At 57.1% G+C, this 25,936-nt stretch carries 24 protein-coding genes and 1 tRNA gene; 5 read left to right on the top strand and 20 right to left on the bottom strand.

Annotation, left to right across the window (positions count from 1 at the left end):
* The first annotated feature begins 201 nt into the window (after positions 1-201).
* Positions 202-480 (top strand): pilus assembly FimT family protein, encoded by a 279-nt coding sequence (locus tag DU506_RS22805; RefSeq protein ID WP_415843621.1) that lies wholly within the window; start codon positions 202-204, stop codon positions 478-480.
* Positions 380-754 carry a GspH/FimT family protein gene (locus DU506_RS12000; protein ID WP_235825560.1) on the top strand — a complete coding sequence of 125 codons (375 nt, stop codon included), beginning with the start codon at positions 380-382 and terminating at the stop codon, positions 752-754. The genes DU506_RS22805 and DU506_RS12000 overlap by 101 nt, the downstream gene beginning before the upstream one ends.
* 36 nt (positions 755-790) lie before the next feature.
* Here DU506_RS12000 and trxB read toward each other — a convergent pair whose 3' ends face one another.
* On the bottom strand, positions 791-1,741 hold the full coding sequence (trxB, locus tag DU506_RS11995; protein WP_114487162.1) for a thioredoxin-disulfide reductase: 951 nt from the start codon (positions 1,739-1,741) through the stop codon (positions 791-793).
* Positions 1,742-2,070: 329 nt separating this feature from the next.
* On the opposite strand from trxB, the gene acnA reads away from it, so the two are divergent.
* Positions 2,071-4,806: an aconitate hydratase AcnA gene (acnA, locus tag DU506_RS11990; protein ID WP_114487161.1), complete on the top strand. Its 2,736-nt coding sequence runs from the start codon at positions 2,071-2,073 to the stop codon at positions 4,804-4,806.
* Positions 4,807-4,890: 84 nt separating this feature from the next.
* Here acnA and DU506_RS11985 read toward each other — a convergent pair whose 3' ends face one another.
* The 18 genes from DU506_RS11985 to rplU form a co-directional block, all read right to left on the bottom strand.
* A complete protein-coding gene (locus tag DU506_RS11985; protein WP_114487160.1) occupies positions 4,891-6,570 on the bottom strand; it encodes an NAD-dependent malic enzyme in 1,680 nt (559 codons plus the stop codon).
* 180 nt (positions 6,571-6,750) lie between these two features.
* The gene (gene trpS, locus DU506_RS11980) at positions 6,751-7,773 is read right to left on the bottom strand and encodes a tryptophan--tRNA ligase (protein ID WP_114487159.1); all 1,023 of its coding nucleotides are present in this window, start codon (positions 7,771-7,773) and stop codon (positions 6,751-6,753) included.
* Between the two features lie 68 nt (positions 7,774-7,841).
* The gene (locus tag DU506_RS11975; RefSeq protein WP_114487158.1) at positions 7,842-8,936 is read right to left on the bottom strand and encodes a pilus assembly PilX family protein; all 1,095 of its coding nucleotides are present in this window, start codon (positions 8,934-8,936) and stop codon (positions 7,842-7,844) included.
* Positions 8,933-9,541, bottom strand: coding sequence for a PilW family protein (locus DU506_RS11970; protein WP_114487157.1), 609 nt, complete (start codon positions 9,539-9,541; stop codon positions 8,933-8,935). Before DU506_RS11970 ends, DU506_RS11975 begins: the two co-directional genes overlap by 4 nt.
* A gap of 8 nt (positions 9,542-9,549) precedes the next feature.
* Complete coding sequence (gene pilV / locus DU506_RS11965; protein ID WP_114487156.1) at positions 9,550-9,996, bottom strand: type IV pilus modification protein PilV; 447 nt, start codon at positions 9,994-9,996, stop codon at positions 9,550-9,552.
* Positions 9,997-10,010: 14 nt separating this feature from the next.
* A complete protein-coding gene (locus DU506_RS11960; protein WP_114487155.1) occupies positions 10,011-10,457 on the bottom strand; it encodes a GspH/FimT family pseudopilin in 447 nt (148 codons plus the stop codon).
* A 3-nt stretch (positions 10,458-10,460) separates the two neighbouring features.
* The gene (locus tag DU506_RS22505; protein ID WP_114487154.1) at positions 10,461-10,943 is read right to left on the bottom strand and encodes a type IV pilin protein; all 483 of its coding nucleotides are present in this window, start codon (positions 10,941-10,943) and stop codon (positions 10,461-10,463) included.
* Positions 10,944-10,979: 36 nt separating this feature from the next.
* A complete protein-coding gene (gene ispH / locus DU506_RS11950) occupies positions 10,980-11,933 on the bottom strand; it encodes a 4-hydroxy-3-methylbut-2-enyl diphosphate reductase (protein WP_114487164.1) in 954 nt (317 codons plus the stop codon).
* A 106-nt stretch (positions 11,934-12,039) separates the two neighbouring features.
* On the bottom strand, positions 12,040-12,486 hold the full coding sequence (fkpB, locus tag DU506_RS11945) for an FKBP-type peptidyl-prolyl cis-trans isomerase (RefSeq protein WP_114487153.1): 447 nt from the start codon (positions 12,484-12,486) through the stop codon (positions 12,040-12,042).
* Positions 12,487-12,512: 26 nt separating this feature from the next.
* The gene (gene lspA, locus DU506_RS11940; RefSeq protein ID WP_114487163.1) at positions 12,513-13,004 is read right to left on the bottom strand and encodes a signal peptidase II; all 492 of its coding nucleotides are present in this window, start codon (positions 13,002-13,004) and stop codon (positions 12,513-12,515) included.
* 58 nt (positions 13,005-13,062) lie between these two features.
* Positions 13,063-15,894, bottom strand: a complete 2,832-nt coding sequence (gene ileS / locus DU506_RS11935) for an isoleucine--tRNA ligase (protein WP_181870753.1) — start codon at positions 15,892-15,894, stop codon at positions 13,063-13,065.
* 7 nt (positions 15,895-15,901) lie between these two features.
* Positions 15,902-16,963, bottom strand: a complete 1,062-nt coding sequence (gene ribF, locus DU506_RS11930) for a bifunctional riboflavin kinase/FAD synthetase (protein WP_114487151.1) — start codon at positions 16,961-16,963, stop codon at positions 15,902-15,904.
* A 93-nt stretch (positions 16,964-17,056) separates the two neighbouring features.
* Complete coding sequence (gene murJ / locus DU506_RS11925; RefSeq protein ID WP_235825558.1) at positions 17,057-18,646, bottom strand: murein biosynthesis integral membrane protein MurJ; 1,590 nt, start codon at positions 18,644-18,646, stop codon at positions 17,057-17,059.
* Between the two features lie 530 nt (positions 18,647-19,176).
* On the bottom strand, positions 19,177-19,443 hold the full coding sequence (gene rpsT, locus DU506_RS11920; RefSeq protein ID WP_114487149.1) for a 30S ribosomal protein S20: 267 nt from the start codon (positions 19,441-19,443) through the stop codon (positions 19,177-19,179).
* Positions 19,444-19,682: 239 nt separating this feature from the next.
* Entirely contained in the window at positions 19,683-20,816 is a 1,134-nt protein-coding gene (proB, locus tag DU506_RS11915) for a glutamate 5-kinase (RefSeq protein ID WP_114487148.1), read from the bottom strand.
* 38 nt (positions 20,817-20,854) lie between these two features.
* Positions 20,855-22,048, bottom strand: coding sequence for an Obg family GTPase CgtA (gene cgtA / locus DU506_RS11910; protein ID WP_114487147.1), 1,194 nt, complete (start codon positions 22,046-22,048; stop codon positions 20,855-20,857).
* A gap of 183 nt (positions 22,049-22,231) precedes the next feature.
* On the bottom strand, positions 22,232-22,489 hold the full coding sequence (rpmA, locus tag DU506_RS11905) for a 50S ribosomal protein L27 (protein WP_114487146.1): 258 nt from the start codon (positions 22,487-22,489) through the stop codon (positions 22,232-22,234).
* 43 nt (positions 22,490-22,532) lie between these two features.
* Positions 22,533-22,844 (bottom strand): 50S ribosomal protein L21, encoded by a 312-nt coding sequence (gene rplU, locus DU506_RS11900; protein ID WP_114487145.1) that lies wholly within the window; start codon positions 22,842-22,844, stop codon positions 22,533-22,535.
* Positions 22,845-23,137: 293 nt separating this feature from the next.
* Between rplU and ispB the strand changes: the two genes are divergently transcribed.
* A complete protein-coding gene (ispB, locus tag DU506_RS11895; protein WP_114487144.1) occupies positions 23,138-24,142 on the top strand; it encodes an octaprenyl diphosphate synthase in 1,005 nt (334 codons plus the stop codon).
* A 92-nt stretch (positions 24,143-24,234) separates the two neighbouring features.
* A tRNA-Pro gene (locus DU506_RS11890) sits at positions 24,235-24,311 on the top strand.
* Between the two features lie 345 nt (positions 24,312-24,656).
* Here the strand turns inward: DU506_RS11890 and DU506_RS11885 are convergent.
* Positions 24,657-25,655, bottom strand: coding sequence for a coiled-coil domain-containing protein (locus DU506_RS11885; protein WP_114487143.1), 999 nt, complete (start codon positions 25,653-25,655; stop codon positions 24,657-24,659).
* Positions 25,656-25,936: the final 281 nt, after the last annotated feature.

The raw sequence follows: 25,936 nt of genomic DNA, 5'->3' as shown, positions 1-25,936 counted from the left end.
CGCGTCATTCATTAGGGTCAGGGGTTAGCTACCCCACTAAGACCGACTATACGCACGCATCGGCTTACGTTTTTCAGACATCGGCGCTTGCAACCGGGGAAGAGTCCCTATACGCCCTTCGTGCTACGCGACTCAGGAAGAGGTATTACGCGCTTTTAGATAACCCCAGCGAAGGCCAGGTCAAGTTTCCGGGAGTTACGCATGTTCGACAAGCCATACTCAAAGAGCTGCACATACCCAAAGAGCTGCAACCATGCTCAATATGGCCTGACCTTGATCGAGCTTCTGGTCGTTCTGTCGTTGGTCGCCATTATAGCGACCTGGGGCATTCCCAGCTTTCAAGCCTTGGGGGGAGAGAACCGTACTCAGCAGCGAGGTAATGCGAATCAAGAAGGCGCTTTCACTGGTACGCAATACGGCCATTACCCGCCAGAGCAAGATTACCCTCTGCCCGGCGAACGCAAAAGGCGATGCCTGTGAAAACGACTGGAGCGGCCCCTTGGTGATCGTTGACGACCCGAGCGGAAACGATGAGTTCAGTGCTGACACCATCTTGCGCACACTTCCAGCCACACCCAATGTCACCGTCACCTACAACCGCGAATGGAAGCGTATGCGCTATGGCATTCTAGGTCATGCCAGTTGCTACAATGGCCGCTTTACGGTCTGCCCCGCCCAAGGTAACGGCAGCGAGGTGATACTCAGCCAACTTGGCCGTGTGAGGATAAAGGCGGACATTCCCTGCCCGCCTTGAGTCTTGTTTGCTGGGCATTCAGAGTGATTCAGCGACTCACAAATCATCCAAATAGCGTTCGGCGTCCAGCGCTGCCATGCAGCCACTACCGGCGGAGGTAATCGCTTGGCGATAAACGTGATCCATCACGTCGCCACAGGCAAACACTCCCGGCACGCTGGTGGCCGTGGCGTTGCCTTCCAAGCCGGAGTGCACCTTGATGTAGCCTCCCGCCATCGCTAACTGGTCGTTGAAAATGGCGGTATTGGGGCTATGGCCGATCGCGATGAACAAGCCCGGGGCCTTGATTTCCTTGAGGCTGCCATCCCGGGTCGATTTCAGTCGCACCCCGGTCACCCCGGTGTTGTCGCCCAGCACTTCGTCCACCTGCTGGAACCACTCCAAGACAATCTTGCCGGCCTCGACCTTTTCCATCAGCTTGTCTTGCAGGATCTTCTCTGCACGAAGCGTGTCGCGGCGATGCACCAGGGTAACTTTCGAGGCGATATTGGCCAGATATAACGCTTCTTCCACTGCGGTATTGCCACCGCCCACTACCACTACTTCCTGGTTGCGATAGAAAAACCCGTCACAGGTGGCACAAGCCGATACGCCCTGTCCCATGAACTTCTGTTCACTTTCCAGGCCCAGGTAGCGAGCGCTGGCACCGGTGGCAATGATCAAGGCATCACAGGTGTAAGCGCCGCTATCGCCTTTCAGGATAAACGGCCTTTCGCTGAGGTCGACTGCATTGATATGGTCGAACAGCACCTCGGTCTCGAAGCGCTCGGCATGTTGTTTCATGCGCTCCATCAACTCCGGGCCTTGCACGCCTTGGGCATCCCCCGGCCAGTTATCCACATCGGTCGTCGTGGTCAGCTGCCCACCGGCCTGAATGCCGGTAATCAACAGCGGTTTGAGGTTCGCCCGGGCGGCATAAACAGCGGCGGTATAACCGGCCGGACCGGAGCCCAAAATAATCAAACGCTCGTGACGTGCTTCTTGCATGACCTATCCTCGTAACGTTAACGCAGTAAGTGGCAAACCCCTGCGATGGCAAAAAGAAATCTGGGGGCAGTCTGCCTGAAATGGTGCCGAGCGCAACCCAATGCAAGGAGAAACCCCACGCGCTGGGTTTCGCTCTTGAAACCCACACTCAACACTCCCATGTGTTATTGGTAGGTTGAGCCATAATGAAAGCAACCGTGACCCACCAGCAGGTGTCCAGCCAACGACAGGCCTATGGCCGCGTTTTGCAGATAGGCAACCCCCTATTGAACTGGTAAAGCGTCAAACTGGTAAAGCATTGAGCTGGTAAAGCCAAGAAGGAGAACTGCATGAGCAAGATACCCGATACCCTGCATACGCTCGACGCAGGTGGCACTACCTATCATTACTACAGTCTTCCTCAAGCGGCCGAAACACTGGGCAATATCGACCGGCTGCCCAAGACCCTCAAGATACTGCTGGAAAACCAACTGCGTTTCGTCGACGAAGAAAGTGTTTCCCAGGACGACATGCAGGCGTTGGTCGATTGGCAGAAAGACGCCCGCTCGACCCGCGAGATCGGTTACCGCCCGGCACGGGTTTTGATGCAGGACTTCACCGGCGTTCCCGGTGTGGTGGATCTTGCCTCGATGCGTGCAGCGGTGGAAAAGCTCGGCGAAGATCCTTCAAGGATCAACCCCCTCTCCCCGGTGGATCTGGTTATCGACCACTCGGTCATGGTGGATAATTTCGGTGACTCTGACGCCTTTCAGGAAAACGTCGACATCGAAATGCAGCGTAACCGGGAACGCTACGAATTCTTGCGTTGGGGCCAGGATGCTTTCGACAATTTCCGCGTGGTGCCGCCGGGTACCGGCATCTGCCACCAGGTCAACCTGGAATATCTGGGCAGGACGGTGTGGACCAAGCAAGAAGGCGACAAGACCTTTGCCTACCCCGACACCCTGGTAGGTACCGATTCCCACACCACCATGATCAACGGCCTGGGCGTACTCGGCTGGGGTGTGGGCGGCATCGAGGCTGAAGCCGCCATGCTGGGTCAGCCGATTTCCATGTTGATCCCCGAGGTGGTCGGCTTCAAATTGACCGGCAAGCTCAAGGAAGGGATCACCGCCACCGACCTGGTGCTCACCGTAACCCAGATGTTGCGCAGCAAAGGGGTGGTGGGCAAGTTCGTGGAGTTCTATGGTGACGGTCTCGACGACCTGCCGCTCGCCGACCGCGCCACGATCGCCAACATGGCACCGGAATACGGCGCCACCTGTGGGTTTTTCCCGGTCGATGCGGAAACCCTGAATTACCTGCGCCTGACCGGCCGCGAAGATGAACAGGTCGCGCTGGTCGAAGCCTACAGCAAAGCCCAGGGGCTGTGGCGCGAGCCCGGGGATGAGCCGGTTTTCAGCGATAGCCTGCAACTGGACATGAGTGAGGTCGAAGCCAGCCTGGCCGGGCCCAAGCGGCCACAGGATCGTGTCGCGCTGAAAGACATGCAAACGGCGTTCGAAGGCGTCATGTCCGATGACGCCAAGCTTTCCTCCACGGAAAAAGGCAAGCTACTTTCTGAGGGCGGTGGTCAAGCCGCGGTAGGTGCCGAGCGAAGCCTTTCGCATACCGACAGCCAGGAAGTCAATCTCGAGGGCAACACCTTCCATCTCGACCCTGGCGCAGTGGTGATCGCCGCCATTACCTCCTGTACCAATACCTCAAACCCCAGCGTCATGATGGCCGCCGGGCTCGTGGCGCGCAAAGCCCGCGAAAAGGGTCTCTCCACCAAGCCTTGGGTCAAGACCTCCCTGGCCCCGGGTTCCAAGGTGGTCACCGATTACCTCGCCGCCGCCGGGTTTACCGAAGATCTCAACGCCCTGGGCTTCAATCTAGTCGGCTACGGCTGCACCACCTGTATCGGCAACTCCGGTCCGCTCCCGGAAGCCATTGACGAAGCCATTGAAAAAGGCGATCTCACGGTGGCCTCGGTACTTTCGGGCAACCGTAATTTCGAAGGGCGCATCCATCCGATGGTCAAGACCAACTGGCTGGCCTCGCCCCCCTTGGTGGTGGCTTATGCCTTGGCCGGCAACATGCGTCGTGACCTCACTCAGGAGCCGCTGGGCAACGACAGCGACGGCAACCCCGTCTATCTCAAGGATATCTGGCCCAGTCAGGCGGAGATCGCCGAGGCCGTGGAAAAGGTCAACACCGAGATGTTCCGCAAGGAATATGCCGAAGTGTTCGAGGGCGATGCCGTCTGGAAAGCGATCAATGTGCCTGAAAGCAAGGTCTACCAGTGGCCGGAATCCACCTACATTCAGCACCCGCCGTTCTTTGAGGGCATGGGCCGCGAACCCGATGCGATCGAAGACGTCAGCAACGCCCGCGTGCTGGCCATGCTCGGCGACTCCGTGACCACCGACCATATCTCCCCCGCCGGGGCGATCAAACCCGACAGCCCCGCCGGGCGCTATCTTCAAGAGCACGGCGTCAAGCCGGTGGATTTCAACTCCTACGGTTCTCGCCGCGGCAGCCACGAAGTCATGATGCGCGGCACCTTTGCCAATGTGCGTATCAGAAATGAAATGCTCGAAGACGTCGTGGGTGGTGAAACCCGTCACGTGCCCTCAGGCGAACAGATGCCGATCTATGACGCGGCAATGAAGTACGCCGAAGAAGGCACCCCTCTGGTCGTGATCGCGGGCAAGGAATACGGCACCGGTTCCAGCCGTGACTGGGCGGCCAAGGGTACGCGGCTGCTTGGGGTACGTGCCGTGCTGGCTGAATCCTTTGAACGTATCCACCGGTCCAACCTGATCGGCATGGGCGTGGTCCCGCTGCAATTTCCCGAAGGCAAGGACCGCAAAAGCCTGGGCCTGACCGGTGATGAAAAGATTTCCATCGCTGGATTGGCGGATTTAACGCCCGGGGGGACGGTCAATGTGATTATCGAAGGTGCCGATGGGGAAACGACCGTTGAAGCCAAGTGCCGAATTGATACCGCCGACGAGCTGGCTTACTACCGCCATGGTGGTATCCTCCACTACGTGCTGCGCAAGATGATCGGCGCAGCCTGAAGTAAGAACTTGCCAATGCTTGCAACCCCCACCTCGGTGGGGGTTTTTTGTCTACAGTATTTTATCTACAACAGGAAAATCCAATCAGTAAGCGCGACGCCGGTACTCACGGTACTCGGGAGTCCAGCTGGCACGCTCAATGGCATTACGCAGCTCGGTGCCGCCGGTTTTCAAGGCCACCCCGTTTTGCTGCGCCTGCGCGGCCACTTCAAAGGCAATCGACTTGCTGATTTCCTTGATACGCGACAAGGGCGGCAACAAGCTGCCTTTACCCTCCTTGACCAGCGGTGCTTCGCGCGCCAACGCCCTGGATGCACTCATCAACATGTCGTCAGTCACGCGGGATGCCTTGGCCGCCACCACGCCCAGGCCGATACCGGGGAAGATATACGCATTATTGCACTGAGCGATAGGATAGGTACGCCCCTCGTATACCACCGGTGCAAAGGGGCTGCCGGTGGCGACCAATGCCTTGCCCTCGGTCCAACGGATGACGTCTTCCGGCAACGCTTCCGCTTGAGAGGTCGGATTGGAAAGCGGCATGATCACGGGATGTTCGCAACCGGCATGCATGGTACGCACCACCGACTCGGTAAAGACGCCCTTACGGCCGCAAACCCCGATCAACACAGTCGGCTTGAGCTGGGCAATGGTCTCTTCCAGCCCTTGGCCATTCCATTCAGCCACCAGGGCCGAGTCGTGGGCCAGGCGGCGCTGAAAGTCGCGCTGCCACGCCTGGTCGGTGGTCATCAGGCCATCGCGGTCCACCATGCCTATACGCTGGCGAGCGGAGCTTTCCGAGAGCCCTTGCGCCTGCATGGCCACCACTACCTGCTCGGCGATACCGCAGCCCGCCGAGCCGCCGCCCACAAACACCACACGCTGATCGGCAATGGTTTCACCGCGCGCCTGGCACGCCGCCATCAAGGTCCCCACAACCACCGAGGCCGTGCCCTGGACGTCGTCGTTGAAGCAGCAGAGCTCATCGCGGTAGCGTTCCAGAAGCGGCATGGCATTGGCTTGCGCGAAATCTTCGAACTGCAGCAGCACATTCGGCCAGCGCCGCTTCACCGCAGTGATGAATTCCTCCATGAAAGCATCGTAGTCTTCCTGGCCAACACGCTCGCGGCGCCAGCCCATGTACATGGGGTCATCCAGCAGCGTCTGGTTGTTGGTGCCCACATCGAGCATGATCGGCAAGGTGTAGGCTGGGCTGATCCCCCCGCAGGCGGTGTAGAGCGCCAGTTTCCCGATAGGAATGCCCATTCCCCCGATGCCCTGATCGCCTAGGCCCAGGATACGCTCCCCATCGGTTACCACGATCACCTTGACGTTGTCCTTGGTTGCACTGCGCAGGATATCTTCCATGTGCTCGCGATCCTGGTAACTGATGAACAGCCCCCGATGATTACGATAGATATTGGAAAACTCCTGACACGCCCTACCGACCGTCGGCGTATAGATGATCGGCAGCATCTCCTCAAGGTGTTGCGATACCATACGAAAATACAACGTCTCGTTGTCATCCTGAACTGCCCGCAAATGGATATGGCGTTCAAGGTCATCATGACATTGCTGGTATTGGCGATAGACCCGCTCCAGCTGGTCCTCGATGGTTTCCACTTTTTGCGGCAACAGACCAATCAGGTTGAACGCCAGCCGCTCTTCTTGGGTGAAAGCGCTGCCTTTGTTGAGCAGCGGCATTTCCAGCAATGAGGGGCCGGCATAGGGGGTATATAAGGGGCGTTTGTTCTTGGTCGTCATGAAGACACTCTCTATCTGCGGGCAGTTGGGCCGGTTCGATACATATGACGCTCTTTCGTGGCGCCTTTCAATAATGTATCACGCCACCCAACCAATAGAGATGATGCCTGCTTCAGGTTCAGGCATCATTTTCTTGGCTATGATAGGGAGCAAACTTTTGTGACGGGCAACAAACAGTTGTTAGACGAAGCGCCCCAGGCCCACCGTAGCGCGCAGATGCTCCATGGTGGTTGCCGCCTCGGCCCGTGCTCGCTCGGCGCCTTTATGCAGCACGTTTTCGATATGCGCAGGATCTTCCAGCAAGCTGTTGTAGCGCTCGCGTGGCTCACGCAGGTGCTCATTCAAATACTCGAAAACGCGATCCTTGGCTACACCCCAGCCGATGCCGTTTACATAGTCGGTACGCATGGCAGCGGTTTCCTCGGCGGTGGCGAACGCCGAGTAGATCTGGAACAGGGTGCAGCTATCCGGGTCCTTGGGTTCACCGGGCTCAAGGGAGTTGGTCTTGATCTTGCGAACCAGTTTCTGGAGCTTTTTCTCGGGGACGAACAGCGGAATGGTGTTGTTGTAACTCTTGGACATCTTACGCCCGTCCAGCCCGGCCAGCACTTCGACTTTTTCATCGACCACGGCTTCCGGCAAGGTGAAATACTGACCCTTGTAGAGGTGATTGAAGCGCCCGGCGATATCGCGGGCCATCTCGATGTGCTGAATCTGATCGCGTCCCACCGGCACCTTGTTGGCGTTGAACATCAGGATATCCGCCGCCATCAGCACCGGGTAACCGAACAGCCCCATGGTGATGCCCTTATCGGCATCCTGATTTTCCGCCGCTTCGTTTTCCGCCACAGCAGCTTTATAGGCATGGGCGCGGTTCATCAAGCCCTTGGCGCACACACAGGAAAGCATCCAGGTGAGTTCGGGAATTTCCAGAATGTCCGACTGACGATAGAAGATCGCATTGTCGGTATCCAGCCCCAACGCCAGCCAGGTGGCGGCGCTTTCCAGACGGGATTCCTGCACCCGCTTGGGGTTCTGGCATTTGATCAGGGCGTGATAATCGGCCAGAAAGTAGAACGACTGGACGTTGGAATCCTGGCTGGCTTCAATCGCCGGCTTGATCGCCCCGACGTAGTTGCCAAGGTGGGGGGTACCGGTGGTGGTGATGCCGGTAAGAACGCGGGTTTTGGTATGCTCACTCATTTAGAATTTTTAGCTCGCAATATTTGCTGATGGATGGCTTGAAAAACCATGATACTACACAAGAAATTTCACTCCCATTCCCAACGTTGTATACCAAAATCTCCTCCACTACCTCCACCGCCATCGCCTTTTAAACCATCAATTACAGTTTCATCAAACTCAAAATTACCATTGCCGCCACTTACATCTATTTTTGGACTTAAAAATTTCAAGCCTTCTTCATCAGTCTCATACGGAATATGCACAACACTGCCTTTAAAGCTTCCATTTCCACCTCCGTTATAGCTAAATCCTGATTTATTTTTACTGTTTTCATTCCCACTTTCACCCTTCCCTAACAAAATCAAAATGCCTTCAAAACTATTGCTACCATTCCAACTAAAATCTTCCTCTACAACAACAATACTATTATTGTAATTACTCAACTCATTACTACTGAGGCTAGAAAAATAATTAACCTTAGGAGACTGCCTTAATTCTTCAACAAAGCTTAAGAAATCATCATCCTCTGCAAAAAAATCACTTGAATTTACATTAACTATCAATTCTTTCCAATTTTCTGCTTTATCATTATTTGATGATGAAAACACTTCTTTATTAAAAGTGGTTATACCATCACCCAAGCCTAAAATATTATCAATAAATTCATCAATAGCTGGACTATTTTTAATTTCGTTATAATCAAATTTCAAAAAAAAAGGCTCACTTTCGGCAATACTATTTCCTTCTTCATCTTCAACCGCACCCATGGCAACTACGTAATATTCTGATCCATTTATAACAACAGGAAAGTATAAACATCTGCTATAGCTATCTTCGCCGCTATCACAAATAGCTTCATCGACTATCTCTAATGGATAATCCTCTTTTAATTTTTTATAGCTTTTTTCTTTAATCATCTCTTTCCAGGACGATGACGCTAATTCGCTATCATCAGCATTCGCATTGCTAGCCCAGTACGTGGGATTATCGAAGCTTTCATCAGTTGATGCCTCTGATGCCGCTCTCTCTGCATTCATCTGCGCCAACGCCGCCGCTCTATAATTCCCAGCCAGTCGTTCATCAATCAGCGCGGAGTTCATGCCAGAAATACCGATCATTAGTGAGCCGGACAAAAGGGCGAGAACGATAATGAGTGCGGCACCTTGTTGTTTGTTTTTCATGGTGCATTACATCCTTCAAACTTTAGCTTAAAATTATTGCTGCTTCCAGAATAACAGTCATCGTTGTACATTCTTGTGCCGTCTGTGTAAAAACCCTCAGGCGTTTTACCTGTATCGCCTTCTGTGTCGCCATAGTATTCATCTAAAATCTCACCACGGCTAGCAACATTAAACTTGATAATTTTACCATCTACTTCAATTGGAAATTCTACACTATACAAATACTCATTTTTCTCTGACGGCTTGCTTAAATCCTCTTCGTTAGCACACTGATCTAATACAATATCTTTCTTGAAATTTAAAATTGGCTCACCTTGGTCTTTATATATTACACACTTGCAAAAACTTTCATCTTCAGACATTTCACACTTCAATGAATAGCCACTATCACCATAACTTCCAGCGCTGCTACTGCGCACACTATTAACAATAGAACTGGCCGCAAACACCAAAACTTCCTGTTTTTGGCTAATCTCTTTAACTTTCTGAAAGGTCTGAAGTGTGGTAAGAAAAAGCTGACCGGCGCCCAAAATAATAACGGTGCCTACCACCATGGCGACCATCAGTTCAACGAGGGTAAAGCCTGATTGCCGGTGCGAGAACATAATAAACCTCAAGGCTTTTCGGGAAGGCGTAAATTATAGGTAAAGATATCGGTATCTATATCGCCAGGACCGTCACTCAACTCAATCGTAATGGTAAATTCACAATCAATATCTTGGTTATCTTCTGATTGAGCAGGTTCTATTCTACTTTCACCCCACAGAGCATTTCGCAATGGATTCGATGCTTCATCAATACTCCACCAATTTTTCCAAGCTGTTTCGACACTATCAATGTCAATATTTTTACAGTCTTGACCATTTTCCGCTAAATCTGGCAATCTGGCCCATAGCCTTTCTTGGGCATCCACCGCCGCGAGCGTTGCCACCGAGCGCTGGTAGCCTGCAGTCGCGCTTTGCAGTGCTTTGAGTTGCATTGCAGCGACTCCCATCAGGCCCATGGAGAGAATCACCAAGGCGATGAGTGCCTCGATCAAACTGAAGCCTTTCTGACTCATTGAGGATCTCATGCTCATGGCTCACCTCTGCGGGCGCTTCCCATGGGGGTTATCACGATATCTCGGGCATCCAAGTCTTTGTGATCATGCGCAAGCGTGATGGTGCATGCAGGAGAGCAGCTGGAACGACGGCCCAGTCTGTCGAAGGTCACTGTTTCGGACGTCACCTCTATGCGCTGATTGCCACCTTGTCGGCGACGCAATAGATTGCCTGATTCATCCTCTACTTCATACTTCCAGGCTTCACCGTCACCTTGAGTTAAGTCGAAAGAGACATTTTTCCGTAGGGTAATTGCCTTGCTTCGCGCAAAGTTCAGCCCAGAAAGAAGCTCGTTGGTGTCACTGGCAAGCTGCTGACGTGCAAGAAAGGTAGAAAACGCGGGCACGGCCACCGTGGCCAGAATGGCAGCGATGGCCAAGGTAATCAGCAGTTCAATCAGAGTGAAGCCGCGTTGTTTCATACGTTACCAGCAGTCGCTAGGAGTACGATCACCATCACTATGCAGCACCAAAGTCGCGCACTCAGTTTTCACACGCCCTGCTTCGCCTATTGCACTGACTGTATAGCTTCCTGCAGTGGCATCAATACCGGCATTTTCACCAGCAAATGTATATAAGTCATTTGATTGCTTACCTAGATAATCTTTAGCTTCACTATTGTCATTAGTGTTATCTCCATCACAGTCTTCATAGCTGTAATTCTTTGTATAACAGCGTTCTAGAATACTCGCCGTCTCCATCAGCACCGCGTTGGCTTCAGCGCGCTGGCTGCGTTCCACATAGCGGGTATAGCTGGGATAGGCCACGGAGGCGATGATGCCGATGATGACAACAACGATCATCAGCTCGATCAGCGTAAAGCCACGCTGGCGGGCGGTGGGCCGGCCGGCGTGGTGAGAAAGGAAGGTTCTGGTCACGCGGGCGATCTCCTGTACCAGTTTTTTCATACCGTTTCAGTATGTCTCAAACTGGTACTGTTTGCATCAGCTGCTGGCGATCACTGCTTGACGTAGCTCAGTTGGCATGGAAAAAGTGATGGTTTCTTCGCGCCCGGCAAGTTCTTGCGGCACTGTCGCGCCCAGGGACTGCAACCGCTCTATCACACCCTTGACCAATACTTCCGGCGCGCTGGCGCCGGCGGTAATCCCGATATTGCTTACCCCTTCGAGCCAATCCGGCTGAATCTGCTCGGCGTTATCGATCAGATAGGCCGGGGTGCCCATGCGTTCGGAAAGCTCCCGCAAGCGGTTGGAGTTGGAGCTGTTCGGGCTTCCCACCACGAGCAGCAAGTCACTTTCGGCGGCAAGCTCGCGCACGGCATCCTGGCGGTTTTGGGTGGCGTAGCAAATATCGTTCTTGCGCGGCCCCTGGATCTCGGGAAACTTTCCGCGCAGCACATCGATCACCTTGGCGGTGTCGTCCATGGAGAGCGTCGTCTGGGTAACGAACGCCAGGGTGCTCGGGTTGTTGACTTCAAGCCGGGCGGCATCCGCTTCGTCTTCCACCAGATAGATGTGGCCGCCATGCTGAGTATCGTAACGCCCCATGGTGCCTTCCACTTCCGGGTGGCCTTCATGGCCGATCAGCACGCATTCCTGGCCGCGCTTGGCGTAGCGCAGCACTTCCATATGCACCTTGGTGACCAATGGGCAGGTCGCATCGAACACTTTCAGCCCACGCCGTTGGGCATCCTCCTGAACCGCGCGTGAAACCCCGTGGGCGGAGAAGATCACGATGACGTCATCCGGTACTTCATGCAGTTCTTCAACGAAAATCGCGCCACGTTCGCGTAACGTTTCCACCACGAAGCGGTTATGCACGACTTCATGACGCACGTAGATCGGCGGGCCGAACACATCCAGGGCGCGATTGACGATTTCGATGGCACGATCCACACCGGCGCAGAAGCCACGCGGGTTGGCGAGCTTGATTTGCATGGAGGTCTGTTCCACAGGCGGGGTTTGCATAAAGAGGCCTTGCCTTGATGCCGGTGGGCATCGTATCGAGTGATAACGGGAAAGTGCGCTATTAAAGGAGCGACCGTTAATGAGTCGTAACGGGCGTTACCTCCAGCACTTCTACATCAAACGTCAGGGTACGCCCAGCCAGCGGATGGTTAAAGTCCACTTCCACCTGATTGCCCTCGATGCTCTTGATCACCCCCGGCAGTTCACCCCCCGCGGCATCGGCAAACGACATCACCATGCCGATTTCCGGCGTTTCATCAGCAAAATCGTCCAGTTTGAGCAGCTGAATGTTCTGAGGGTTCTGCTGGCCGAAAGCGTGCTCCGGGGTAATCGTGAAACAGCCGCTTTCGCCTTTTTTCAGCCCTTTCAGCGGGTTCTCGAACCCCGGCGGCAGGTTGCCGTCACCGAACTGAAAAGTGGCGGGCGGTTTCTCGAGCGTGGTATCCACCACCGTGCCATCTTCCAGTTTCAGGGTGAAGTGCAGGGTGACTTCCATGTTTTCATCTATCGGATAATCGGTCATAGGGCACTCGTCATCAAAATACAGGGTTAGGATTGGCGCTTGCTACGTCGACGCTTTTCACCGAACAGCGACTCCCAGATCAGGCCCGCAGCACCCAAGGTGATGGCAATATCCGCCACGTTGAATGCCGGGTAGTACCAGCCCGCCACATGGAAGGAGAGAAAATCCACCACATAGCCATGCACAAGGCGGTCATACAGATTGCCCAGCGCCCCGCCGATGATCAATGCCAGTGAGCCTGCCAACAGGGTTTCATCGGCCTTGAGCCGACGCAACCAGATGGTCAAACCCACACTGGCCCCGATAGCCACCAAGGCGAAGAACCATCGCTGCCAGCCGGGGTGGCTTGCCAGGAAGCTGAAGGCGGCGCCGGTGTTATGCAGTAGCGTCAAGTTGAAAAACGGCAGCACTTCCACCGGTTGAGCATAGCCGAGCATGGCGCTGGCGACATATTTGGTGGCCAGATCCAGCACGATCACCATCAGGGACAGCCACAGCCAGCGCAGTGGCTGGCGCATGGGCGGCACGCTTTCAGCCGTCATCGGCTCCTTGCCTTGTCCTTTAGGCTGCTTTTCTTCAAGCATAGTGACGCACTTCACCCGATCCTTCCGGCAGGTTGCTGATACAGCGACCACAGAGGTCGGGATGATCGGCATGGGTGCCTACGTCTTCACGGTGATGCCAGCAACGTTCGCACTTCTGGTGCGGGCTCGCGGCAACCGCGACTTTCAAGCCGTCAAGCTCGGTGGTCTCGGCACTGCCTGCCTCGGCCAAAGGTGCCAGCGTCACGTCGCTGGTCAGCATCACGAAGCGCAGTTCATCGCCCAGCTTCGCCAGGGTGGCGCGCAGAGAATCGTCCACGAACAAGGTCACTTCGGCGGCAAGGCTACCTTTGATCAGCTTGACGTTACGCGCATCTTCCAGGCGTTTGTTGACCGCCTGCTTGACGTCCAGCACCTGCTCCCAGAAATCACGCCCCATGGAGGCGTCTGCGTCCAGCATGCCCAGGCCGGTGTAGTAGGTTTCCAGCAGCACACTGTCGCCACGCTTGCCGGGAATATGCTCGTAAATTTCCTCGGCGGTGAAGGAGAGAATCGGTGCCACCCAGCGGGAAAGCGCTTCGACGACCTGATACAACGCGGTTTGAGCGCTGCGCCGGGCCAGCGAGTCGGCCTGGGTGGTGTACTGACGGTCCTTGATCACATCCAGGTAGAATCCGCCCAGCTCGCGGGCACAGAAACCATGCACTTGTTGATAGACATCCAGGAAGCGGTACTCTTCATAAGCCTTGTCGATGCGTGCCTGGAGTTGCGCGGCGCGATCCACCACCCATTGATCCAGCGCCAGCATGTCCTCGAACGCCACCTGATCGCGTTCCGGCTCGAAGCCATTCAGGTTGGAAAGCAGAAAACGCGAGGTATTGCGAATCCGGCGATACACATCAGCGGTACGCGTGAGGATTTCATCCGAAACCGCCATTTCACCGGAATAATCGGTGGAGGCCACCCACAGGCGCAGGATATCCGCGCCGAGCTTGTCCATGACGGTCTGAGGAGCGACCACGTTGCCGACCGACTTGGACATCTTGCGCCCCTGAGCGTCCACGGTGAAACCATGGGTCAGCAGTTGACGATAAGGCGGATGGCCGTCGATGGCGCACCCCGTCAGCAGCGAGGAGTGGAACCAGCCGCGGTGCTGGTCGGAACCCTCCAGGTACAGATCCGCGATCGGCCCCTGGTCGTGGCCGTGGGGGTGCGAGCCGCGCAGCACGTGGCGATGGGTGGTGCCGGAGTCGAACCACACATCTAGGGTATCGGTGACTTTCTCGTAATTATCCGCTTCTTCGCCGAGAAGCTCGGCGGGCTCGAGACGGAACCAGGCATCGATGCCTTCCTTCTCGACACGCTTGGCGGCTTCTTCCATCAGCTCGACGGTGCGCGGGTGCAGTTCGCCGCTGGCCTTGTCGAGGAAGAACGGAATCGGCACGCCCCAGTTGCGCTGGCGCGAGATGCACCAGTCCGGGCGGTTGGCGATCATCGAGTGCAGACGCGCCTGGCCCCAGGCGGGCGTGAACTCGGTGGCCTCGATACCTTCAAGCGCCCGTTCGCGCAGGGTCTTGCCGTCCTTGCCTGTCACGTCCATGCCCACGAACCACTGGGCGGTGGCGCGATAGATCACCGGCGTCTTGTGGCGCCAGCAGTGCATGTAGCTGTGCTTGATGGGCGTATGCGCCATCAGCGCACCCACTTCGCGCAGCTTTTCGATGATATGCGGGTTGGCCTTCCAGATCATTTGCCCGCCGAAGAACGGCAGTTCATCGGAATAGACGCCGCTGCCCTGTACCGGGCTTTCGATATCGTCGAAGCTCATGCCGTGCTCACGGCAGGTGACGAAATCGTCCATGCCGTAGGCGGGCGCCGAGTGAACGATACCGGTACTGCCGACCTCGGCTTCCACATACTCCGCCAGGTACACCGGCGAGAGACGCTCATAAAACGGGTGGCGGAAATTGATCAGATCGAGGCTGTCACCCTTGGCCGTTGCTATCACCTCGCCTTCCAGGCCGAAGCGTTCCAGGCATGAGGCCACCAGGTCTTCCACCAGCAACAGCAAACGCTCGCCCACGTCCACCAGGGCGTAGGTGAACTCAGGATGGATGTTCAGCGCCTGGTTGGCGGGAATCGTCCAGGGAGTGGTGGTCCAGATGACTACCGCGGCAGGCTTGGGCAGTTCGCTCAAACCAAAGGCGGCGGCCAGCTTGTCGGCATCTTCCACCGGGAAGGCGACATCGATGGCGTCGGATTTCTTGTCGGCGTACTCGACTTCGGCCTCGGCCAGCGCCGAGCCACAATCGAAACACCAGTTGACCGGCTTCAGGCCCTTGAAGACATAGCCGGCCTTGACCATGTCCGCCAGGGCGCGAATTTCACCGGCTTCGTTGACGTAATCCATCGAGCGGTAAGGATTATCCCAGTCGCCCACCACACCCAGGCGCACGAAATCGGTCAACTGGGTTTCGATCTGGGCAGTGGCGTAGTCCCGGCATAGTCCGCGTGCTTTTTCGGGTTCCAAGTGCTTGCCGTGGGTGGTTTCCACCTTGTGTTCGATAGGCAGTCCGTGGCAATCCCAGCCCGGCACGTAAGGCGCATCGAAACCCGCCAAGTTCTTCGACTTGACGATGATATCCTTGAGAATCTTGTTGACGGCGTGACCGATATGAATGCTGCCGTTGGCATAAGGAGGGCCATCGTGCAGCACGAACAGTGGTTTTCCCGCCCGTTCTTCACGCAGGCGCTGGTAGAGCTTCATATCCTGCCACTGGGAAACCCGGCCCGGCTCACGCTTGGGCAGCATGCCGCGCATGGGAAATTCGGTTTCGGGCAGGTTCAGCGTGTGCTTGTAATCCATAGTCCGGTCAGCCGTCGTTATGATCGGCGGAACGTCCCGCCGACGAAGATTCAGAAGAAGTTACTGCATCACGCCCCAACGGCGCGGATGCCAGCGGAAAAGAGCCATCAGCCAGATGAAAGGTGCCATCGGCCAAGCAGGGATGCGCCGCCAGGTAGTCCCGTGCGCGTGCCTGGTCGCGGTTTATCTGCGCTTTAAGGGCCTGGAGACCGTCAAACTTGATTTCACCGCGCAGCCGCGCGCAAGGATAGACCGTAAGCCGTTCGCCATAGAGGTCGCCTTCGAAATCGAACAAATGCACTTCCAGGGTGGGACGGTCCGCCTCGACCGTAGGCCGCCAACCGACATTGGCCACCCCGCCGTAATAGCGCCCGTCGGCAAGTTCGGCGAACACCACGTACACACCGCGCAACGTCAGCGATTGGGGCAACAAGGGGATATTGGCGGTGGGCACGCCGATGGTGCGCCCTAGCTGCTGGTCACGCACCACCCGCCCTGACAGGCTGTAAGGGCGCCCCAACAGACGGGCGGTGGCGGAAAAATTGCCACTCAGGAGCAGTGTGCGTACCCGGCTGCTGGAAACCCGTTCGTCATCCAGGGTGAAGGTACGGGTGTGTTCAACACCGAAGCCATGCTCGCGCCCCACCGCCTCCAGCAAGGTGAAATCGCCCCGGCGATCGCAACCGTAACGAAAGTCATCCCCCACCACCAGGTGGCGTACACCCAGCCCCTCGATCAGCACCTGATCGATGAATTCCCGTGCAGTGAGGCTGCGCAGGGCGTCATTGAACGGCAGGCACAGCACCTGCTCGGCGCCGTGCTCCGCCAGCAAGCGAACCTTTTCCCGCAAGCGCGTCAGGCGTGGTGGCGCCTGGTCACCGGCAAAGAACTCACGTGGCTGAGGCTCAAAGACCACCACGGTAACCTGCACGCCAAGCCGTGCCGCATGTTCGCGGCATTGTTCCAAGATCGCCTGATGACCGCGATGCACGCCATCAAAATTGCCGATGGTCGCCACGCAGCCACGATGCGATTCACGCAGATTGTGCAGTCCTCGAATGACGCGCATGAAATCCGTTCAGCCCTGGTTGACGTGGCCCACAAAAGGCCACCGATTATAACGAAATGCCCGACGGCTGGCAGCCATGGCTTGACGCATTACTCAGCCGGCGATACGAAAATGTCGCCAGCGCATGCCCAATGCCACCAGCCAGGCGAAATAAATGCCCGCCCCCAGTACCACCAACAGGCTGATCCATCTGATGCGTTGCCATAGCCCCCAGTCCAACCATTCATTCCAGGCAGGCGACAGCCACCCAAGCAACGCGCTCATCAGTACGCAGCCGCCCAGCAACTGCACACCATAACGCCCCCAGCCAGGCTGAAACACCAGTACTTTCTGCTTGTGCAACAGATACCCCAGCAGCCCCGCGTTGAGAAACGCCGAAAGCGCGGTGGCCAACGCCAGCCCCGCATGCGCCAACGACCAGATCAACATCAGGTTGAGCACCATATTGGCGACCATCGCCACGATACCCACTTTCACCGGTGTCGCGGTATCCTGGCGCGCGAAAAACCCCGGTGCCAGCACCTTGATCAACATGAAGGCCACTAACCCGAAGGAGTAGGCACGCAGGCTCATCGCCGCCATGGCGATGTCGTGGTCGGTCATCGCCCCATAATGAAACAGCGTTATCAGCAGCGGCTCGGCAAGAATCGCCAACGCCAAGGCGGCAGGCAAGCCGAGCAGCAGCACGGTCCGAATGGCCCAGTCGAGCATGGCGGCAAAATGATCCGCAGACTGCTCGGCATGCCGTCTGGAAAGCGCCGGCAGAATCACCGTACCAATGGCCACCCCGAACACCCCCAGCGGCAACTCCACCAGGCGGTCCGAATAGTAAAGCCAGGAAACACTCCCGGCCGCCAGCAATGAGGCCAGGACGGTATCCAGCAGCAAATTGATCTGGGATACCGACACCCCGAACAGGGCCGGCACCATCAGCTTGAGTATCCGCTTCACCCCTTCATGAGCAAAGTTGGGCCAAGGCGTCGGCATCAAGCCCAGGCGCAACAAGAACGGCACCTGGAATACCAGCTGCGCCGCCCCGGCTATCAGCACCCCCCAGGCCAGCGCCATGGCCGGCTCTTTCATCAATGGCATCAATAACAGTGCCGAACCGATCAAGGAGAGATTGAGCAGCACCGGGGTGAAGGCCGGCACCGCAAAGCGGTTCCAGGTATTGAGCACGCTACCCGAAAATGCCGTGAGCGAGATCAACAGCAGATACGGAAACGTCAGCTGCAGCATGTCCGCAGTGAGCGCCAACTTTTCCGGGTCACGCCCGAAGCCGGGGGCAAACACCCACACCAGCCAAGGAGCCGCAACCATCGCCACGGCGGTAATCAACGCCAGTACGGCGGTGAGACTCCCCGCCACGGCATTGAGCAGCTCACGGATTTCTTGCTGGGTTCGCTGGGTGGAATATTCCGACAGCACCGGCACGAACGCCTGGTTGAACGCCCCTTCGGCAAACAGACGGCGCAGGAAATTGGGAATTTTGAATGCCACAAAGAAGGCATCCGCCCCATTTCCGGCACCCAGGAACGTGGCAACCACGACATCACGCACCAACCCCATCACCCGTGAAAGCATGGTCATGGCGCTGACGATCAGGCCTGAACGCATCAACCCCCGGCGTGGGGGTGGCGAAGCGGACGGCGGAGAGGCATCGGCTTGCTGAGAGGAGCTCATGAGATCATCAGATATTGCGCGGGATACCCGGCACTTTTAGTGCCGGGAGGGATAGCGCGTCGTGCAGCACACGACTCGGTGTTCCCTGTCCGCGCCTCCTTTTTAGTTAAGGATGTGCGTCAAGTGATGGGCGTCGCCATCACCGTGCTGAATTAGGGTGCAGGCTTTCCACCTGCTGGGCCGTTAAGCTCTGCCCGTAAAGGCCTAGTAACGCGGGGCTTACGCCCCTATCTCCCCTCGCCAAGGTGTGCAACCGGCCCCCGCTTGCGCGGCGATCAAAACCTTCGGCGCTTTACCTTGCGCCAGCATGATCGTGACCTTTCAGAGCCCACCGCTGAGGAAGCACGGAGGGGTGAGTCCTAACGACCTGTTGCACACGTAGCCCCTTTCGACTGTCCTTGTCAGGCGGGCTTAGGCTGGTCAACCGGGCTTGTTGTCACAAGCCTCGTCCCTTAAGGGCGAGGTAGTTGACGAGATCATCCAGACACAAAAAAACCGGCCTCAGCCGGTTTTTTATGGCGCTTGCCGGCTTACGCCGCCAGTGCCTTGATACGCTTGTTCAAGCGGCTCTTCAGGCGTGCGGCTTTCTTCTTGGAAAGCACGTCCTTGTCAGCGATACGGTCGATCACTGGCTGAGCGGCTTTGAACTGCTCCATCGCCTGGGCGTGGTCGCCGGTGCTGATCGCCTTGATCACGCGCTTGATATAAGTGCGGACCATGCTGCGCTGGCTGGATTTCAGGACGCGACGGTTCTCGGCCTGGCGGGCGCGCTTGCGTGCTTGCTTGCTGTTCGCCACTGAGTATCTCCTTGGAGAATAAAGGTTGTCGTCTAGGACGACGGATTAACTATTAGCCGACTGCTGACACACAGCCTTTGCGTAATAACCGTTTGATTTGGCTAACCATCGTCTAACGATTGATGAGCCATAAAGTGCAACAGGCATTGTCGTTCAAGCTGCCTGTTCACGGGTCTTGTCTGAGAGGTTGGCGCATTCTATCACGCTGTTTTCAGCCTTGCCAGCGCCATCATCCCGCCTCAAAGCACCACCAGGTTGTCACGATGGATAAGCTCCGGCGCTTCGACGTAGCCCAGAATGGCTTCTATCTGATGGCTCGGCTGGCCCAGGAGCTGCCGGGCATCGTCGGCACCATAATTGACCAGCCCCTTCGCTACCGGTTCACCTCGCTCGTCGACACACACCACCATGTCACCGCGCACGAAACTCCCGGAAACCGCCGTGACGCCCACCGGAAGCAGACTGGCCTGGCCGCGCAAGACGTTTACCGCACCGGCATCCAGCGTCAGCCTGCCACGCACTTGCAGTTGCCCGGCCAGCCAGCGCTTGCGTGCCGCCATGGGGGCCTGCTTGGGGCGCAACAAGGTACCCAGGGTTTCGCCATCCACCAGTCGGGTGATCACATTCGCCTGGCGTCCACTGGCAATTGCAGTCACCGCCCCCGAACGAGCGGCCAAGGTGGCGGCGCGCACCTTGGTGCTCATGCCGCCACGCCCCAGCGCGCCGCCGCCACCGGCCACCGCCGCCAAGGCCGGGTCGTCGGCGTCGCCTTCGCTAATCAACCTTGCGTTGGGGTCGTGGCGCGGGTCGGCATCGAACAAGCCTTCCTGATCGGTGAGAATGATCAAGGCATCGGCTTCCAGCAGATTGGCGACCAGCGCACCCAAGGTATCGTTGTCACCAAAGCGGATTTCATCGGTAACCACGGTATCGTTTTCGTTGATCACCGGCACCACGCGCAAGTCGACCAAGGTGCGCAGTGCGGAAAGCGCATTGAGGTAACGTTTGCGGTTGGAAAGGTCATCGTGGGTCAGCAACACCTGGGCGGTGACCAGGCCGTGCCGGGAAAAATGCTGCTCGTAGCACTGCGTCAAGCCGTTCTGACCTACCGCGGCGGCGGCCTGCAGTTCATGCACCGCGCTCGGCCTTACCTGCCAGCCCAGGCGCACCATGCCCGCCGCCACCGCGCCGGATGACACCAGCACCACATCGATGCCGCGACGATGCAGGGCGGCCACCTGGTCGACCCAGCCACCAATCGCCGCTTCATCCAGCCCACGGCCGTCATTGGTCAGCAAGGCGCTGCCGATCTTGATCACCACACGCCTGGCCTGTACTAACGCTTCGCGCCCGAGGCCTTGCTCATCGCTCACCGCTTATCTCCCGAAAGCCTCATCCCATTACTCTTCTGTCAGGGTGCGTATTCGACCTCGACATCGTAATCATCGTCATCGAAGTCGTCGTCGCTCTCCTCACCTTCGGCGGGCTTGCGTCGACGCCCCAGGCGCGCTTCGGTACGGGCGACGGACTCTTCTTCCATGCGCCGACGCATTTCCTGCTCGCGGGCACGGATCTCTTCATCTTCATGCTCGAGGCGCTGCTGCTCGGTGAGCCAGCGGTGTACCGCCTGCACCAGGGCGTCGGTGCCTTCACTGCTGATTGCCGAGATACGAAATACCGGCCCTTCCCAACCCAGGCGTTGGACGATTTCATCGCCCACCGCCTGGCGATCCTCTTCCGGCAGCAGATCCAGCTTATTGAGCACCAGCCAGCGAGGCAGCTCGGCGAGTGTCCGGGAAAACTGCCCCAACTCATGGATAATCGCCTCGGCGGCCTCGACCGGGTCGGATTCATCAAATGGCGCCACGTCCACCACATGCAACAGCAAGCGGGTACGGGTCAGGTGCTTGAGAAAGCGCAAGCCCAGGCCGGCGCCGTCGGAAGCGCCTTCGATCAAGCCCGGCACATCCGCCATCACGAAGTGTTCGTGCAGGCCGAGCTTCACCACACCCAGATTGGGCACCAGGGTGGTGAAAGGATAATTGGCCACCTTGGGCTTGGCCGCTGAAACCGAGCGAATCAAGGTGGACTTGCCGGCGTTAGGCATGCCCAGCAAGCCGACATCCGCCATCACCTTCATTTCCAGACGCAAGTTACGGCGCTCGCCTTCCGTTCCCGGAGTGATTCTGCGCGGCGCGCGGTTGGTCGAGGATTTGAAATGAATATTGCCCAGACCTCGACGCCCACCTTGCCCCACCAGAACCACCTGGCCGATTTCGGTAACGTCGGCGATCACTTCCAGGGTATCTTCGTCGATGACCGTGGTACCCACCGGCACCTTGACGTGCAGGTCTTCGCCTGCCTTGCCGCTCATCTGACGACCCATGCCGCCCTGGCCGTTCTCGGCTTTGTAAAAGCGCTGAAACTTGAAGTCAATCAAGGTATTGAGCGCATCGTCCCCAATCAGGTAAACGCTTCCGCCATGGCCGCCATCGCCGCCATCCGGACCACCCCTGGGCACGTACTTCTCGCGGCGAAAGCTCAGACAGCCATTCCCGCCTTTCCCCGCCTCAACAATGATCGAGGCTTCATCGACGAATTGCATGGTTCTCTCTCCTGGCCGCTTCCGCCGCCCTGTACCTGAAAGAGTCATTCAGGCACATAAAAACGTGTACTTAAAAAAAACGCGCACTTGAAAAAAATGCACTTGAAAACAAGCACTTGAAAAACAATGAGGGACAAAAAGGCCCCGCCATGGCGGGGCCTTTCTTATCGCAGGTTCAGGCGTTTATGCAGAAACGACGCTGACAAACTTACGATTTTTCGGACCCTTGGTCTCGAACTTGATCACGCCATCGTTCAATGCGAACAGTGTGTGATCGCGACCCAGACCCACACCGGCGCCGGGGTGGAACTTGGTGCCGCGCTGACGCACGATGATGTTGCCGGCAATTGCCGCCTGGCCACCATACAACTTGACGCCAAGGCGTTTGGATTCGGAATCGCGACCGTTACGCGTGGAGCCGGCTGCCTTCTTATGAGCCATTGCAAAATCTCCTATGGCAAGTTGATCTAGAAGAATTGGCCGCTTACGCGGAAATTCCAGTAATCTTGACTTCAGTGAACCACTGACGGTGGCCCTGACGCTTCATGCTGTGCTTACGACGACGGAACTTGATGATGGTGATCTTGTCGCCACGGCCGTGAGACACGATTTCCGCGGCCACTTTGGCACCTTCCAGCATCGGTGCACCGATCTTGACGTCTTCGCCGTCGGCAACCATCAGCACTTCATCAAATTCAATGCTTTCACCGGTAGGAATTTCCAGCTTCTCGAGCTTGAGCGTCTGGCCTTCCTTAACACGGTACTGCTTACCGCCGCTTTTGATAACTGCGTACATGTCTCTCTCCGGGACTGTCGTGAATGCCGGGCGTTCCGGCTCTCATCGGGGAATCGCTCTTGATCGACCTGCGGCGAGTGGCGCCTCTTTTGGCAACCATCTGACAGGGAGCATGATGAGTGGGTCGCGGATTATAACGACAATTGCCACCTACCACAACTATCATCAACACAACGGCCACCCTGTCGTCAACGAGAAACCCTCATCGCCTTGACGCCTCACGGGTAGCCCCATAGCATGACCCGAAATACAGTCGGCCATTGCCGCCTCCACTGCCCGCGATGATGGAACTCATGTCAGCCACAGCCTCGTCCTCCCAGCCTGCCAGCCCTTCCCCTTCTCCGCTGCACGCCGTGGTGGCGGATGACTTCGCGGCAGTCAATCGTACGATTATCGAACAGCTCGCCTCCAAGATCCCGCTGGTGGAAACCATCGGCCAGTACATTATCGAAAGCGGCGGAAAACGTTTGCGTCCCTTGCTGGTGTTGCTGGCCGCCCGTTCGCTGGGCTATGCACAGGACAAGCACATCACCCTGGCCACGCTGATCGAGTTCATGCACACCTCGACGTTGCTGCACGACGACGTGGTCGATGAGTCTCACATGCGCCGTGGCAAGAAAACCGCCAATGAGGCCTGGGGCAACGCACCCTCGGTGCTTGTCGGCGACTTTCTTTATTCGCGCTCCTTCCAGATGATGGTGACCGTCGGCTCGATGCGCATCATGAGCATTCTCTCCAGCGCCACCTGCGTGATCGCCGAGGGCGAAGTTCAGCAACTGACCAACGTGGGCAATCCGAACATCTCGGAAGCCGAGTACTTCGAAACCATTCAGGGCAAGACCGCCATGCTGTTCGAGGCGGCCTCCCACAGTGGCGCCGTGCTCGCCGATGCCACGCCGGAGCAGGAAAGCGCGCTACAGCATTACGGCCGCTACCTGGGCCTGGCCTTCCAATTGATCGACGATCTGCTCGACTACCAGGGCGACGCCACGGCCATGGGCAAGAACGTGGGAGATGATCTGGCCGAAGGCAAACCCACCCTGCCGTTGATCCACGCCATGGCCAATGGTACCCCGGAACAGGCCAAGTTGATTCGCCGAGCCATTCGCCAGGGCGGGCTCGACCAACTTGACGCTGTGCTGGATATCGTCAATGCCACCGGCGCCCTGGAATACACGCGAGCCCGCGCTGAGGAAATGGCGGCCAAAGCCTTGGAACAACTGGTAATTATTCCCCCCAGCCCTTACCGCGACAGCATGGCTGAGCTGGCCCGCCTCGCCGTGGATCGCAAGGCGTAAACGCAACGGATTGTCCCCAAAAGGCTTGAAAAGCCTCAAGAGAATGCGTATTATCCACCACCGTCGAGCCACACAGTGGCTTGGTGCAATATCGGAATATAGCTCAGCTTGGTAGAGCGCTGCCTTCGGGAGGCAGAGGTCGTAGGTTCGAATCCTGCTATTCCGACCAAAGAATTCAAGGGCTTACGTTAACGCGTAGGCCCTTTTCTTTTGCTGAATGGAAACCGTAACCACGTTGGTAATCACACAATGCAAACCGAAACGCAGTGAGCCAGGCGAAAAGCGCGGTGGATTGTTCGCGCCATGCTGCGTACCGCGTCACTCGAATGGCAAGTGGGCATGGAGGTGTTGCTGGATGGCAGAGCGGGATCTGGCGAGGGGTCTTGCAAGGTGCCTACCGCGATCATGGAGGAATGGAACACGATCCGTAGGCGTTCAGGGTTTTGATGACAGCGGCACTCGCTGAATAATCCGCTTTGGCGCTACCTCAGTCGGGCATTGATGCGAATAATGGTCAAAACTCTAGATGGCCTAATTTCATGGTGATTTCGTAGAGAAACGGGAGTTCGATATTCAAGCGGGCGGTGGAGTACGCCGTGCCTTCCGGCGCGTTGGCGTTCAGCTCGCTACGGGCGCGATTGACGGCATCCATCAGCGGTTGCAGTCGATCACCGCTCAAGGCGTCCAGCAGTGCGGCCTCTGCCTGGGCAAGCTCTACCCGACCAAGCTCGAACGCAGCGGCGGTACGGATCTCATCCAGTTCGGCAACCTCTGCCTCGAACGCATCACGCCGGAACTCCAGTCCACGGCGGGCGCTGGCTTGCTTGTCGGCTTGTTGGCGGGCGGTCTCGGCTGCCTTGCGGGCCTTGGCCAGTCGCGTCGATGCCGTGCTCATATCGGCCTTGGATACCTCGCCTAGCAACGCATCAGCTTCCATGGCGTCAACGGCGGCGGCTGCATCAATGGCCTCGACTTCGATCAAGCTGGCATGCCCGCTTTCGTCCTGCATGCCGTCGATAGCGGCGTCGATCTTTTGGATCTGTTTCTGCCGAGACGCGATCTCACTTGCCAGCGCGCTCAGTGCTTTCGGTGTGGCAGCGGGCATGCTGGATTCGATCTTTTCGAGTGCGTCACGGGTCACTGCCTCGCGCTTCTGTGCGTCAACCAGGGCGGCGGCGGCATCCTTTTCTTCGGTGCCTGCCGATTCCAACTTGTCCAGCTCGTGACGGTGCGCAGCCAGGCCGGTCTTACCTCCCGCTCCCAGCTTTTGGTAGTGCTCAACTCGTGCGTTCAGCTTGTTCATTTCCCGCGATACTTCGTCATCAGTGGGCGGCTGACTTACCCACGATCCAGCTGGGGAAAGCTCACGCAGGAGGTGATAGAGCCTCGCCTGGGCAGTCTTGTGCCGATTCTCTGCCTCTGACACGCGAACGGCGCTGTGGGCCTCACGCGCCTTCTGACGTTGCTCAATCCAGCTTTTCCAGGCGGATGCGTTGCTATCAATTCCGAACATTTTCCATACCTCGCTTCGATTTCTGTTGGTTGCGGATCTCTGAAAGCAGCAGCAGCCACCCGGCGGCGTTCACATCACCGGCATCAGCCATTTCGGAAAGCATGCGAGACATTTCCCGGCGGCGCTCTCGTGTTGGACTGGCCTGTAAGCCTCTTTTTGCCATCCTGTCACCACTGTTTGCATATACAGTACATATTACCAGCTATTTAAGGCTAATTCGACTTTATCGCATTGTTTTGCATAAGATTTTGTGATTATCAGCCACGCAGCCAGACGCATAA

The organism is Vreelandella rituensis (assembly GCF_003336665.1).
GTDB classification, from domain to species: domain Bacteria; phylum Pseudomonadota; class Gammaproteobacteria; order Pseudomonadales; family Halomonadaceae; genus Vreelandella; species Vreelandella rituensis.
The sequence above is the reverse complement of the archived record's forward strand: the minus strand, read 5'-3'. Positions and strand labels throughout refer to the sequence as shown.

Bases quoted from the DNA above. Each gene is read 5' to 3' on its own strand.
- DU506_RS22505 (WP_114487154.1), bottom strand. From the start codon at position 10,943: ATGAAAAAACTGGTACAGGAGATCGCCCGCGTGACCAGAACCTTCCTT.
- DU506_RS11960 (WP_114487155.1), bottom strand. From the start codon at position 10,457: ATGAAACAACGCGGCTTCACTCTGATTGAACTGCTGATTACCTTGGCC.
- DU506_RS11975 (WP_114487158.1), bottom strand. From the start codon at position 8,936: ATGAAAAACAAACAACAAGGTGCCGCACTCATTATCGTTCTCGCCCTT.
- rpmA (WP_114487146.1), bottom strand. From the start codon at position 22,489: ATGGCTCATAAGAAGGCAGCCGGCTCCACGCGTAACGGTCGCGATTCC.
- DU506_RS12000 (WP_235825560.1), top strand. From the start codon at position 380: ATGCGAATCAAGAAGGCGCTTTCACTGGTACGCAATACGGCCATTACC.
- DU506_RS11970 (WP_114487157.1), bottom strand. From the start codon at position 9,541: ATGTTCTCGCACCGGCAATCAGGCTTTACCCTCGTTGAACTGATGGTC.
- lspA (WP_114487163.1), bottom strand. From the start codon at position 13,004: ATGCGCCAGCCACTGCGCTGGCTGTGGCTGTCCCTGATGGTGATCGTG.
- ileS (WP_181870753.1), bottom strand. From the start codon at position 15,894: ATGGATTACAAGCACACGCTGAACCTGCCCGAAACCGAATTTCCCATG.
- murJ (WP_235825558.1), bottom strand. From the start codon at position 18,646: ATGAGCTCCTCTCAGCAAGCCGATGCCTCTCCGCCGTCCGCTTCGCCA.
- ispH (WP_114487164.1), bottom strand. From the start codon at position 11,933: ATGCAAATCAAGCTCGCCAACCCGCGTGGCTTCTGCGCCGGTGTGGAT.
- trpS (WP_114487159.1), bottom strand. From the start codon at position 7,773: ATGAGTGAGCATACCAAAACCCGCGTTCTTACCGGCATCACCACCACC.
- cgtA (WP_114487147.1), bottom strand. From the start codon at position 22,048: ATGCAATTCGTCGATGAAGCCTCGATCATTGTTGAGGCGGGGAAAGGC.
- trxB (WP_114487162.1), bottom strand. From the start codon at position 1,741: ATGCAAGAAGCACGTCACGAGCGTTTGATTATTTTGGGCTCCGGTCCG.
- DU506_RS11885 (WP_114487143.1), bottom strand. From the start codon at position 25,655: ATGTTCGGAATTGATAGCAACGCATCCGCCTGGAAAAGCTGGATTGAG.
- acnA (WP_114487161.1), top strand. From the start codon at position 2,071: ATGAGCAAGATACCCGATACCCTGCATACGCTCGACGCAGGTGGCACT.
- rplU (WP_114487145.1), bottom strand. From the start codon at position 22,844: ATGTACGCAGTTATCAAAAGCGGCGGTAAGCAGTACCGTGTTAAGGAA.
- DU506_RS11985 (WP_114487160.1), bottom strand. From the start codon at position 6,570: ATGACGACCAAGAACAAACGCCCCTTATATACCCCCTATGCCGGCCCC.
- fkpB (WP_114487153.1), bottom strand. From the start codon at position 12,486: ATGACCGATTATCCGATAGATGAAAACATGGAAGTCACCCTGCACTTC.
- ribF (WP_114487151.1), bottom strand. From the start codon at position 16,963: ATGCGCGTCATTCGAGGACTGCACAATCTGCGTGAATCGCATCGTGGC.
- ispB (WP_114487144.1), top strand. From the start codon at position 23,138: ATGTCAGCCACAGCCTCGTCCTCCCAGCCTGCCAGCCCTTCCCCTTCT.
- pilV (WP_114487156.1), bottom strand. From the start codon at position 9,996: ATGAGTCAGAAAGGCTTCAGTTTGATCGAGGCACTCATCGCCTTGGTG.
- DU506_RS22805 (WP_415843621.1), top strand. From the start codon at position 202: ATGTTCGACAAGCCATACTCAAAGAGCTGCACATACCCAAAGAGCTGC.